General features: G+C 71.7%; 12 protein-coding genes. 2 read left to right on the top strand and 10 right to left on the bottom strand.

Annotated features, from left to right (window positions below; genetic code table 11):
• Positions 1-259: GntR family transcriptional regulator (locus DLJ59_RS10955; protein WP_124772399.1), on the bottom strand; the 259-nt coding region annotated here is incomplete at its 3' end.
• A gap of 36 nt (positions 260-295) precedes the next feature.
• On the opposite strand from DLJ59_RS10955, the gene DLJ59_RS10950 reads away from it, so the two are divergent.
• Both DLJ59_RS10950 and leuE read left to right on the top strand, forming a co-directional pair.
• Entirely contained in the window at positions 296-1,540 is a 1,245-nt protein-coding gene (locus DLJ59_RS10950; RefSeq protein ID WP_124772398.1) for a bifunctional pyridoxamine 5'-phosphate oxidase family protein/GNAT family N-acetyltransferase, read from the top strand.
• The gene (gene leuE, locus DLJ59_RS10945; protein WP_124772397.1) at positions 1,540-2,211 is read left to right on the top strand and encodes a leucine efflux protein LeuE; all 672 of its coding nucleotides are present in this window, start codon (positions 1,540-1,542) and stop codon (positions 2,209-2,211) included. The genes DLJ59_RS10950 and leuE overlap by 1 nt, the downstream gene beginning before the upstream one ends.
• Before the next feature lie 4 nt (positions 2,212-2,215).
• On the opposite strand, the gene DLJ59_RS10940 is transcribed toward leuE, so the two are convergent.
• From DLJ59_RS10940 to DLJ59_RS10900, 9 genes are all read right to left on the bottom strand, one after another.
• The gene (locus DLJ59_RS10940) at positions 2,216-3,145 is read right to left on the bottom strand and encodes a sporulation protein (RefSeq protein WP_124772396.1); all 930 of its coding nucleotides are present in this window, start codon (positions 3,143-3,145) and stop codon (positions 2,216-2,218) included.
• Positions 3,146-3,260: 115 nt separating this feature from the next.
• A complete protein-coding gene (locus tag DLJ59_RS10935; protein ID WP_124772395.1) occupies positions 3,261-4,325 on the bottom strand; it encodes a hemolysin family protein in 1,065 nt (354 codons plus the stop codon).
• Positions 4,322-5,677, bottom strand: a complete 1,356-nt coding sequence (locus DLJ59_RS10930; protein WP_124772394.1) for a hemolysin family protein — start codon at positions 5,675-5,677, stop codon at positions 4,322-4,324. Before DLJ59_RS10930 ends, DLJ59_RS10935 begins: the two co-directional genes overlap by 4 nt.
• A gap of 181 nt (positions 5,678-5,858) precedes the next feature.
• Positions 5,859-6,218, bottom strand: coding sequence for a monovalent cation/H(+) antiporter subunit G (gene mnhG, locus DLJ59_RS10925; protein WP_124772400.1), 360 nt, complete (start codon positions 6,216-6,218; stop codon positions 5,859-5,861).
• Positions 6,218-6,484 carry an MrpF/PhaF family protein gene (locus tag DLJ59_RS10920; protein WP_124772393.1) on the bottom strand — a complete coding sequence of 89 codons (267 nt, stop codon included), beginning with the start codon at positions 6,482-6,484 and terminating at the stop codon, positions 6,218-6,220. Before DLJ59_RS10920 ends, mnhG begins: the two co-directional genes overlap by 1 nt.
• On the bottom strand, positions 6,481-7,086 hold the full coding sequence (locus DLJ59_RS10915) for a Na+/H+ antiporter subunit E (protein WP_124772392.1): 606 nt from the start codon (positions 7,084-7,086) through the stop codon (positions 6,481-6,483). Before DLJ59_RS10915 ends, DLJ59_RS10920 begins: the two co-directional genes overlap by 4 nt.
• Positions 7,083-8,588 carry a Na+/H+ antiporter subunit D gene (locus DLJ59_RS10910; protein ID WP_124772391.1) on the bottom strand — a complete coding sequence of 502 codons (1,506 nt, stop codon included), beginning with the start codon at positions 8,586-8,588 and terminating at the stop codon, positions 7,083-7,085. The genes DLJ59_RS10915 and DLJ59_RS10910 overlap by 4 nt, the downstream gene beginning before the upstream one ends.
• Positions 8,585-9,067 carry a Na(+)/H(+) antiporter subunit C gene (locus tag DLJ59_RS10905; protein ID WP_124772390.1) on the bottom strand — a complete coding sequence of 161 codons (483 nt, stop codon included), beginning with the start codon at positions 9,065-9,067 and terminating at the stop codon, positions 8,585-8,587. Before DLJ59_RS10905 ends, DLJ59_RS10910 begins: the two co-directional genes overlap by 4 nt.
• A gap of 55 nt (positions 9,068-9,122) precedes the next feature.
• Positions 9,123-11,957 carry a Na+/H+ antiporter subunit A gene (locus DLJ59_RS10900; protein ID WP_124772389.1) on the bottom strand — a complete coding sequence of 945 codons (2,835 nt, stop codon included), beginning with the start codon at positions 11,955-11,957 and terminating at the stop codon, positions 9,123-9,125.
• Positions 11,958-12,164 lie beyond the last annotated feature (207 nt).

Raw genomic sequence — 12,164 nt, 5'->3', positions numbered from 1 at the left:
GCGCGGAGCGGCGGGCGGCCACCGGCGGGCGGGGGCGCACCCTGGTGCCGTGTCGACCGGCGGTGGCGAGCAGGCCGCGCTGGCGTAGTTCCTGGTAGGCGCGGGCGACGGTGGCGGGGCTGACCCCCAACTCCGCGGCGAGCGCTCGCACCGGTGGCAGTGCGGCCCCCGGTGACAGGGCGCCGGCGCGGATGCCCGACTCGATGCTGGCCGAAATCTCGACGGCTGTCGTACCGGTGAGCTGATAGTGTGCTGACACAAATAAGAGATTGTAGTAGAACAAAGGGGCGCGCGCATGTATCCACCCACCGCCCGGACCACACCCCACCGTTCCCGCGACAAGATGAGCTACGACAAGGCCACCGCCCACGCCGTGCTCGACGAGGCGTATGACTGCGCGCTCAGCTTCACCGTCGACGGCCAGCCCCGGGTGCTGCCCACCCTGCACGTCCGCATCGGCGACACCCTCTACCTGCACGGCTCCACCGGCAGTCGACCGCTGCTCGCCGCCCGGGGCGACGACGGGCTGCCGGTCTGCGTCGCGGTGACAGTGCTCGACGGGCTGGTCTACGCCCGCTCCCAGTTCCACCACAGCGCCAACTACCGCTCGGTCGTCGCGCACGGCACCGCCCGACTGGTCACCGACGAGCGGGAGAAGCTCGCCATGCTCACCGCGCTGGTCGAGAAGGTCGGCGCGGGACGCAGCACGGCCACCCGTCCGCCCAGCCGACGCGAGTTGGCCGAGACCGCCGTACTGGCGCTGCCGCTGCGTGAGGTGTCCGTCCGGGCCCGCACCGGCGGGGTCCGCGAGGACGAGGCCGACCTGCACCTGCCGCACTGGGCCGGCGTGCTGCCGCTGCGACTGACCGCCGGTGCACCCGAGCCGGACGCCGGCGTCACCGCGCCGCTGCCCGCGTACCTGCGGACGCCCCGCACGCCCTGGCACGACCCGGTGTCGCTGCACGGCGAGCACGTTCGGCTGGAGCCGCTGGAGTTGGCGCACACCGACGATCTGCACACCGCCACCGCCGACGACGAGGTGTGGCGGCACCTCAGCGTCGCGCCGCCCACCACCCCCGCCGACACCGCCGAGGTGATCGGCACCGCGCTGGCCGCCCAACACCGGGGCGAGCGGGTCGCCTGGGTGCAGCGGTGCGCGGCGACCGGCGCGGTGGTGGGCAGCACCTCCTACTACGACATCGACCCGCAGCGGCGGGCGGTGGCGATCGGGCACACCTTCCTCGGCCGGCAGTGGTGGCGTACCGGAATCAACACCGAGGCGAAGCTGCTGCTGCTCCGCCGGGCCTTCGACGAACTCGGCGCGGTACGGGTCGCCTGGCACACCGACATCCGCAACGTTCGCTCCCAGGCGGCCATCGAACGGCTCGGCGCCACCCGGGAAGGGGTGCTGCGGATGCACCGGCAACGCCCGGACGGCTCCTGGCGGGACACCGTGCAGTACGCGATGACCATCGACGAGTGGCCGAAGGCACAGGTCAGGCTGCAAGAAAGACTTCTGCGGACGGCACCGGTGGCGTGATGATGGCGGGCGTGCTGGGGATCACCGACATCTGGACGTACGTGCTGGGCACCGTGGCCATCATCCTGCTGCCCGGGCCGAACTCGCTCTTCGTGCTCTCCACCGCGGCCAAACGGGGCGTCGCGGTCGGCTACCGGGCCGCCGGTGGCGTGTTCGTCGGCGACGGGGTGCTGATGTTCCTCTCCGCCGCCGGGGTGGCGTCGCTGCTCAAGGCGTACCCACCGCTGTTCCTGGTGGTCAAGTACGCCGGTGCTGCGTACCTCGGTTATGTCGGGGTGACCATGCTGATCGGGGCCGCGCGGCGCTGGCGCGACCGCAACGACCCGGGCACGCCGCGGCTCATCGACGCCGCGGAGCCGGCGGCGATGCGCAGCCCGTTCCGCAAGGCGCTGGTGATCAGCCTGCTGAACCCGAAGGCGATCCTGTTCTTCATCTCGTTCTTCATCCAGTTCGTCGACCCCGGCTACGCCTGGCCGGCGCTGTCGTTCCTGCTGCTCGGGTTGATCGCGCAGGTGACCAGCGCGCTCTACCTGACCGCGTTGATCTTCGCGGGCACCTTCCTGGCCGCCCAGTTCAGCCAACGTCGCCGACTGGCAGCCAGCGGCACCACCGCCGTGGCCGCCCTCTTCCTGGCCTTCAGCCTCAAGCTGGCCACCGCCAGCGCCGGCTAGCGGGTCAGGTGCCGTCGCCGCCGGAGCCACCGCCGCCCACCCCGGCGCCGCCGGCGGTGCCACCCAGGCCGTAGCCGGGTCGGATCGGCTGGTCGGGGTGGCGGCTGACGTGGGCGGACCCGGCGATCTGCGCGGACCAGTCGGCGTGCGCGGCCGCCGCGGCATGTCGGTTGATCGCCTGGCGGATCCAGCCGTCCACGGTGGCGACCCAGTCCCGCCGGGCGGCGTCCTGGTGCCAGACCCGGAACCGGCTGATGCTCTGGTGCGTGATGCCGGCCAGCGCCAACCGGCGATCCATCCAGAGGATCGCCTCCAGGCCCGCCGAGTTGGTCACGAAGATCACCTCCAGCTCGGTGATCGGGCCGGCGTAGAGCGGCCCCACCCAGTAGCCCCAGCGCTGGTGCAACGGCAGGGTGTGCTCCACCCCCGGCAGCCCGCCCTCCTGCAATCCGGACTGGCGGATCATGAAGCCCAGCGTGTCCAGCGCCGCCAACACGTGCTGCTGGGTGGGGATCGGGTGCACGAAAACCGGCACCATGGCCCCCTGGTCAAGGTCGGGGTCGAGCGACACCTCGGTCCGCAGACCCATCCGCAGGCTCAGCAACGGCACCCCGCCGAAGATGGTCACCGGGGTCTCCCACGGCAGCGGAAACGCGAAGTCGACCGCCCGCCGCCGACCCGCCGGCACCACGAACCGGCCGGCGATCGGCAGGTGGTGGAACTGCACGAGACGTCGGGCCCCGGCCGGGTCATCCGGCTCGACCGTGGTGACCAGGCCGAGCCGGATGTGCCGCACCAGCACATCGTCCGGGCCGGCCGCGAGGGTCACCCGCCCGGGCAGGCGCAGGCCCGGGCGGGTGCTCGGGTTGGGGAGCGTGGTCTGCACGGACAGGCCGGTCCGACCGGACTCCGGGGACACTCCCGTCAGCCGCACCGCGCCCTCCGCCAGGTCAGGCTCAACGACCTCACCCCCGTGAGGTCAACCTCAACTCTCCCGGACCCGGCGCGCGGTCACCCCAACTTCGGCGGAAAGTGACCACCCATCCGATTCACCTCAGCCGCCGCCCGCGTGGCACCGTGTCGGTCTCGTCGTCGAACTCCCCGATGACCTCCTCCAGGAGGTCCTCCAGGGCGACGAAGCCGATCGGCCGGGCCGGGCCGCCGCCGTTGCGCACCAACGCGAGCTGCGACTGCCGGGCCCGCATCGCCGCCACCGCCTCGGTGACCGAAGACGTCGCGGGCAGGGTGAACGCGGGCGTCATCAGCTCCCCGGCGGTGGCGGCCCGGCCGGTGGTGACCACCCGTACCGCCTCCCGAACGTGCACGAGACCGCACACGTCGCCCGCCTCGTCGAGCACCGCGAGCCGGGATCGGCCGCTGTCCCGGCTGACCTGTTCGATCCGCCCGGCCGGGTCGTCCCGACGGACGGTGACCATGGTGGCGAACGGTTCCATCACCTGCGCCACCGACGTGCCCTGCAACTCCAGCATGCTGGTCAGCAGCTGGTGCTGCTCGGCACCGAGCAGCCCGTGCTCACGGGACTGCTCCAGCAGGATCCGCAGCTCGTCCGGGCCGTGCACCTGGGCGAGTTGGTCCTGCTGGTTGACGCCGACCAGCCGCAGGATCGCGTTGGCCAGGGCGTTCAGCGCGGAGAGCACCGGTCGGGAGACCCGGGCGAAGGCGCGGAACGGCAGCGCGAGCAGCGTCGCCGAACGCTCCGCGTCGGTGATCGCCCACGACTTCGGGGCCATCTCCCCCACCACCAGGTGCAGGAAGGTCACCACCCCGAGGGCGAACACCAGGGCGATCAGGTGACTGGCCGCGTCCGGTAGGCCCACCGCGTGCAGCAGAGGGCTGAGCAGGTGCTCGATCGCCGGCTCGGCCAGCGCACCGAGACCCAGGGTGCACAGCGTGATGCCCAGCTGCGCGCCGGCCAGCATCAGCGACAACTCGCGGACACCGTCGAGCGCCGCCCGGGCCGCCCGACCACCGTTCGCCGCCGCCTGCTCCAGGCGGTAGCGCTTGCTGGCCACCAGAGCGAACTCGGCGGCCACGAAGAACCCGTTCAACGCCAGCAGGATCACCGAGCTGAACAGTGCGATTCCGGGGCTCATGCGGTCACCCCCGGTTTGGTCAGCTGCAACCGCACCGAGTCGGCCACGTGGCGGTCCACGGCCAGCACCTCGACCAGCGCCCGAGGCTCCGCCTCGTGCTCCTCGCCGTCCGCTCCCTCGGGTTGCAGGCTGATCTCCAGCCGGTCACCGACCTCCGGTACCCGGCCCAGCTCCCGCATCACCAACCCGGACAGGGTGTCGTACTCCGGGGCCTCGGGCAGGGCGATGCCGGTGCTGTCGGCGACCTCGTCGATCCGCCAGCGGGCCGGCACCACCCAGGACCCGTCGTCCTGCCGGGCCGGTGCCCGCTCCGGTGGGTCGTCCTCGTCGCGGATCGGGCCGACCAGTTCCTCGGCGATGTCCTCCAGCGTGATGACGCCGGCGAAGCCGCCGTACTCGTCGACCACGCACGCCATCTGCCGGTGCCCGGACCGCAGCCGGTCGAGCACCGTGGGCAGGGGCAACGTCTCCGGTACCAGCAGCGGCGGCCCGGCCACCGCGCTCACCGGGGTGGTGGCCCGCTCCTGCGGGGGTACGCCGAGCACGTCGGCGATGCCGACGATGCCGAGCAGGTCGTCGACGCCCTCCGCACCGCGTACCGGGAACCGGGAGTGACCGGTGTCCAGCAGCTCGACGACGCGGCTCACCGGTTCGTGCGCCCGTACGATGTGCACGTCGACGCGGGGCACCATGGCCTCGCCGGCGGTCAGTTCACGGAAGTCCAGACCTCGGTCGAGCAGCGTGGACATCTCGGCGTCGAGGCTGCCCTCCTCGCGGGACTCGGCGATGATCTGTTCCAGGTCGGCCGGGGTGGCACCGCTGGGCAGTTCCTCGATCGGCTCGATACCGAAGCGGCGCAGCAGCCGGACCGATGCCCGGTCGAAGAGCCGGATCAGCGGCCCGAAGACGGCCAGGTAGATCAGGGTGGATCGGCTCAGCGCCCGGGCCAGTTGCTCGGCCCGGGCGATCGCCAGGTTCTTCGGTGCCAACTCACCGAGGACCATCTGCACGATGGTGGCGATGACCAGGGCCAACGCCACCGACAGCGGCAGGCTGACCGCCTCGCTGACGCCGGCCACGCCGAGCAGGTCGGCGAGACCACCGCCCAGGTACGGCTCGGCGACGTAGCCGACCAGCAGCGCGGTGACGGTGATGCCGAGTTGGGCGCCGGAGAGCATGAAGGAGAGCCGGCTGGTGACGTTGAGGGCCCGGGCGGCGGCCTGATCGCCGTCATCGGCGAGCTGGCGCAGCTTGCCCCGGTCCACGGCGACGTAGCCGAACTCCTGCGCCACGAAGTAGCCGGTGGCGGCAGTGAGAATGATGATCAGAAGGAGACCAACGACGATCAACACGGGTCGCTCAGGGCTCCCGGGGTCGTCGGTACGGGGATATGCCGGGCACGACCCGGCTGGCTACTGCTGCCCTCCTGGGCAGAAGAGTCGATCATGCCTCCATTTTATCGGCGCTGGCTGGGACTCCGCTGGGGGTGGGCCGAAGGAGCGGATCGTCCGGTTGCGCGGGCGCCGCCGGTCGTCACGCCGGCCCCGCCGATCCACTGCCTGGGCCGCGTTCGGCCAGCTCATCGGCGTCGAGCAGGCCCCGGTCGAGCCGCCCCGACCGGTACGCGGCCCGCCCGATCATCTGCGCCGCGACTGGCGCGGTCGACAACTGGAAGACCGCCACCAGCAGGATCATGCCCAGGTCCGTTGGGGTCCGCAGCCGCAACGCGATGCCCAGCAGCAGCAGGAGCACCCCGAGCACCTGCGGTTTGGTGGCGGCGTGCATCCGGGACAGCGCGTCCGGAAAGCGCAGCACGCCGACCCCGGCGGCCAGGCTGAGCAGCGCACCGGCCACCAGGGACCCGGCGCCGAGCCAGTCCGCGATGGTGGCGATCACTGCTGCTGCTCCCGGACGGCGAAGCGGACCAGCGACACCGAGCCCACGAAGCCGAGCAGGGAGAGCACCACCAGCACGGGCAGGGTGGTGGCATGCCGGTTCACCGCCGCCTCGGCGCCCACCGCGCCGACCATCGTGGCGAGCAGCATGTCCGCGGCGATCACCCGGTCCACCAGCGACGGGCCCCGGTAGAGGCGGGCCAGCGCGAGGAGCGCGGTGATCGACAGCAGCACGGTGAGGACGACGGCCAGCAATGTGGTCACGGACGGGTTCCCTTCTGCGGTGACGTGGTCTCGACGCGGCGCACTTCGGCGGTGGAGCCCACCGCCCGGACGATCCGCTGCTCGACGACGAGCGTGCGGTCCCGGGCCACGTCCAGGTCCGCCGGGCCGTGGGTGTCCAGGACGTGCAGGTAGAGCGTTCCGGCGTCCCGGTCCACCTCAAGGATCAGCGTGCCCGGCACCAACGAGACCGCCTCGGCGGTGAGCGCCAGAATCAGGTCGGTGGGCACCCGCAACCGGACCGCGATGATCGCCCCGCGCGGCCGGTAGCCGGGCTGCACGGCGATCCGGGCGATGTGCAGGCTCGCGCTGACCAACTCGACCGCGAACCGACCCGCGAACACCAGCAGCGCCCGTGGTCGCAACCGGCCGCCGAAGCTGACCGCCGGCAACGGGAAGAACACCAGCACGGCCCCGCCCACCAGCAGACCACCGACCAGGTTGGCCCAGGTGATGTCGCCCCAGAGCAGACTCCAGACCACCACCAGCCAGCCGAGCGCCACCGCCTGGTCCCGCCAGCGCCCGAGCCGGCCGCGCCCCACCACGGCGGGCCGGTCGGGGGCCGGCTCAGTGGGGCCGGTCACGGCACGCCGCCGGGCAGCACGGCGCGGACGTACGGGGTACGCAGGCGCAGGTCCGCGGCAGCGTCGGCGGTGACGTCGAACAGCGGACCGGCCAGGACTGTCAACGCCAGCCCGAGCGCGACCAGGACCACGGTGGCGCCCACCATCAGCCTCGGCAGCCGGACGACGGGCTCGCTGGTGGCCAGCCGGGGCGCACGCCAGAAGGCGATGTTCCACACCCGCGACGCCACGTACAGGGTGAGCAGGCTGGTCAGCGTGCCGGCCGCGACCAGCACCCCGGGCAGCGGCCCGCCGGCCGCCACCCCGGCCTGGAGCAGGCCGAGCTTGCCGAGGAAACCGGAGAACGGTGGCACTCCGGCGAGATTCATGGCCGGGACGAAGAAGAGCACACCGAGCAGCGGCGCCACCCGGGCCAGCCCGCCGATGCGGCGCAGGTCGGTGCTGCCGGCGCGCTCCTCCACCAGCCCGGCGACGAGGAACAGCGTGGTCTGGATGGTGATGTGGTGCACCACGTAGAAGATCGCCCCGGAGAGCCCGGCGGCGGTGCTCAACGCCACCCCGAAGATCATGTAGCCGATGTGACTGACCAGGGTGAAGGAGAAGAGTCGCTTCAGATCGGACTGGGCCACCGCACCGAGGATGCCGATCACCATGGTCAAGCCGGCGACGACCATGAGCAGCACGTCGGCGCGCCCACCGGGAAACAGCAACGTCTCGGTGCGGATGATCGCGTAGACACCCACCTTGGTGAGCAGACCCGCGAAGACGGCCGTGACCGGGGCCGGCGCGGTGGGGTAACTGTCCGGCAGCCAGGCCGACAGGGGGAAGACCGCCGCCTTGATCGCGAACCCCAGCAGCAACATCAGCTCCAGGGTCAGTCGGACGCCGCCGGGCAGGTCGTCGAGGCGTTGGGCGAGCTGCGCGAGGTTGAGCGTGCCGGTGGCCGCGTACACCAGACCCACCGAGGTCAGGAAGATCATCGAGGAGAGGATGCTGACCACCACGTACGTCGACCCGGTCCGGATCCGGGTCTCGGTGCCACCCAGGGTGATCAGCACGAAGCTGGCGGCCAGCAGGATCTCGAACCCGACGAAGAGGTTGAACAGGTCACCGGCCAGGAACGCGTTCGTGACGCCCGCGGTCAGCACCAGGTACGTCGGGTGGAAGATCGACACCGGGGAGCTCTCACTCGTGTCGCTGCGACCCTGACCGATCGAGTACAACAGCACGCAGAGGGTCACCGCCGAGGACACCACCAGCATCAGCGCCGCGAGTTGATCGGCCACCAGGACGATGCCGACCGGCGCCGGCCAGGCCCCGACCGCCACCACCACCGGCCCGTACCGGTACGCCTGCACCAGCAGCAACACCGCCACCGTGAGGGTGCCACTCAGACACAGCACGCTGATCGTGCGCTGGAGTCGGGGCCTCCCGGCCAGCAGCAGGCTCAGCGCCGCACCGAGCAGCGGCACCACCACCGGCAGCGGCAGCAACCTGCTCATCGCGAATCATCCCCGCGGCGTAACCGCCGGCGGGCCGGCTCGGGATCGACCTGTTCCGGGTCACCGTTCGGGCCCTCCCCACCGAAGTCGACAGCGCTCGCCTCGTTCCGCCCGGCCCGGCGGATGATCTGCCGGTCCTCCAGGTCGTCGGGGACCTCGTCGTCACCGGAGAGATACCAACTGCGGTACGCCACCGCGAGCAGGAACGCGGTGAACCCGAAGGTGATCACGATGGCGGTCAACACCATCGCCTGCGGCAGCGGGTCACTCATCCGCTCCACCGGCCCGCTGCCGATGATCGGCGCCCCACCCGGCCGCCCGCCCAACAGGATCAACAGGTTCACCCCGTTGCCGAGCAGGATCACCCCCAGCAGAATCCGGGTCAGGCTGCGCTCCAACAGCAGGATCACCCCGCACCCCACCAGCACCGCGACAGCCAGCACCAGCACCAACGTCGGCCCCGCACCGCTCCGCGTCACGGCGTTGTCTCTGTTCGCGACTGCGGGGCTCGCAAACCCGGCTCACTCCTCACGCTCACGCCCGGTCTCCCTTGTCGACGGCCAGGCCGCCGGTCGCCGTTCCGGTGGCCTCGATGTGCCGGTCCACCTCGGCGCCGAGGCTGCGCAGGATGTCCAACACCAACCCGATCACGACCAGGTACACGCCGATGTCGAAGAAGAGCGACGTGACCAGGTGGGTGTCGCCGATCAGTGGCAGCTGCTGGTCGACCTTCGCGCTCTCCAGCACCGACCCACCGACCAGCAGCGCCACCACGCCGCTGCCCACCGACATGACCAGCCCGGCGCCGAGGATCGGGCCGGCACCGATCGGGGCGGCCTCGGTCAGCTCGTACCGGCCGCCGGCCAGATAGCGGACCACCAGGGCGAGACCCGCCACCAACCCACCGGCGAACCCGCCGCCCGGCGCGTTGTGCCCGGAGAAGAGCAGGAACAGTGAGAACAGCACCACGGTGTGGAAGATCAGCCGGATGACCACCTCCAACACGATCGAGCGGCGCTCCTCGTAGAGGGTGGGACCGCCGCGCAGCCACACCGGCCGACCGCGCCCACTCACCCGCTGGTCCGACTCGGGCCGGCGCGGCCGCGGCCCGGTGCGGGAACGCTCGAAGATCAGGCTGGCCACCCCGGTCGCGGCCACCACCAGCACCGCCAGCTCGCCCATCGTGTCCCAGGCCCGGATGTCGACAAGGGTCACGTTGACCACGTTGCGGCCGTACCCCTGCGCCACCGCCAGATCCGGGAAGGCGGCGGAGATGTTCGGGACCTGCCGGGCGCCGACGGCGGTGAGGGCCAACCCGGCCGCCACCACGCCCGCGGCCACTCCGATCACCCGACGGACCAGGCGGGTACGACGCATCGGGCGGGCCGAGAACCGCTCCGGCAGGCGACGCAGCACCAGCACGAAGACCGCGATCGTCGAGGTCTCCACCAGAAACTGGGTGAGCGCCAGGTCGGGTGCTCCGTGCAGCACGAACAGCATCGCCGTGCCGTAGCCGGTCATGCCCACCAGCAACATCGCGGTCAGCCGGCGGCGGGCACCTACCGCGAACACCGCCGCCACCGTGATCACCAACACGACCACCGGTTGCAGCAGGCTGTCCCAGAGCGGCAGCCGCGCCCGCCAGGGACCGGCGGAGAGCATCGCCGCACCGGGCACCAGCACCAGGGTGACCAGGATGACGCCCAGATACTGCGGCAGGGAGCCGCGCTGGGTCTTGCTGGTCACATCGATGGCCAGCCGGTCGAACCGGCCCACCAGCCACTCGTACCCCTGGTTTCCTCCCACCGGTGACCGCAGTCGGGCCAGCACCGGGGCGAGCGGCCCGCGCACGGCGAAGAGCAGGCCGCCGCCGACGAGCGCCAGCACGGACAGGCCGAGCGCCGGGGTCGGTCCCGCCCAGAGCGCCAGGTGCGCGTCGACCCCGCCGAGCAGATCGGCGTACGGCCGCAGCACGTCGTCCAGGACGCTCGCGGCCGGGCCGGCGAGCAGACCGACACCGGCCAGCACCGCGGGCGGAATCAGCAGCGGCGCGGCGATCGGCCCCGGCGGGACCGGTGCCACGCCCGGCCGGTCGGCGAACGCGCCCCAGAGGAAACGGGCGCTGTACGCGACGGTGAGCACCGTCCCGACGACCAGGTCGGTGAGGAGCACCGGTTGGTCGGTGAAAGCCCCGAACACCGCCTCCTTGGCCACGAACCCGACCAGCGGCGGCACCCCGGCCATCGACGCCGCGGCCAGCACGGCCACCACGAACAGCGGCCGGGACCAGTGCCGCAGCCCGGACAACTCGCGCAGGTCACGGGTGCCGGCACTGTGGTCGATGATGCCGACGACCAGGAACAGCGCCGCCTTGAACAGGGCGTGTGCCAGCAGCATCGCGGTGCCGGCCAGCGCGGCGTCCGGGGTGCCCGAGCCGGTCACCGCGACCAACATGCCGAGCTGGCTGACCGTCCCGTACGCCAGCAGCAGCTTGAGGTCGGTCTGGCGCAGCGCTGCCCAACCGCCGAGCAGCATCGTCGCCACGCCGGCGACCTGCACCAGCGGCCGCCACGGGCCGACCGTGGCGAGCACCGGCGCGAGCAGCCCGACCAGGTAGACACCGGCCTTGACCATGGCGGCGGCGTGCAGGTAGGCGCTGACCGGCGTGGGCGCCGCCATCGCGACCGGCAGCCACGAACTGAACGGGAACACCGCCGATTTGGACAGGGCCCCGATCAGGATCAGCAGCACGGCACCCACCAGGTACCCGCCGCCGGGCAGCGGCTGTGCGCTGATCTCCGACCAGCGGTAGCTGCCGGCGTGCTCGCCCAGCATGATGAAGCCGACCAGCATGGCGAGCCCGCCCAGCGTGGTGACGGTCAACGCCTGCGCCGCCGCCCAACGGCTGGACCGTCGTTCGGTGCTGTGCCCGATCAGCAGGTACGAGAAGATCGTGGTCAGCTCCCAGCCGACGTAGAGCAGCAGCAGGTCGTCGGCGAAGACCAGGACGAGCATCGCGCCGGCGAAGGCGACCAGGACGGCGGCGAACTGTGCCAGCCCGATGGAACCGGCACTGAAGTAGCGGGCGCTGTAAACCAGCACCAGCGCGCCGACGCCGCCGATCAGCAACGTCATCAGCCAGGACAGCGTGGTGAGTCGGAACGCGATGTCGAGGCCCAACTGCCGGATCCACGGGTACGTCTCGACCACCGCCCCGCCGCCGCCGACGGCCGGGGTGCGGGCCACCGCCCAGCAGAACGCGGCGGCCGGCGCGAGCGCCAGCGGGTAGCACGCGCGCGGACCCCACCAGCGGACGAGCAGGGGCGCGGCGAGGGCCGCCACGAGATGGAGGATGAGCAGTACCAGCACCTGCGCTCCCGATCGACATGGCCGACGCCCGTGGCAGCGGTGGCGCCTAGCAGCGATCAGACGCCAGTTCGCCCCCCACCGTGCGGTTTTGCCGGAAAAAACCCAACCCCGGCCAAACCCCACCCGGACCCGACCCGGCCGTTGATCAAGAGGTTTCCGTCATCCGCACCCGCGTTCCTGACGCAAACTTCTTGATCAACACGGGGG

This window comes from Micromonospora inaquosa, from assembly GCF_003857055.1.
Taxonomy (GTDB): domain Bacteria; phylum Actinomycetota; class Actinomycetes; order Mycobacteriales; family Micromonosporaceae; genus Micromonospora; species Micromonospora inaquosa.
The sequence above is the reverse complement of the archived record's forward strand: the minus strand, read 5'-3'. Positions and strand labels throughout refer to the sequence as shown.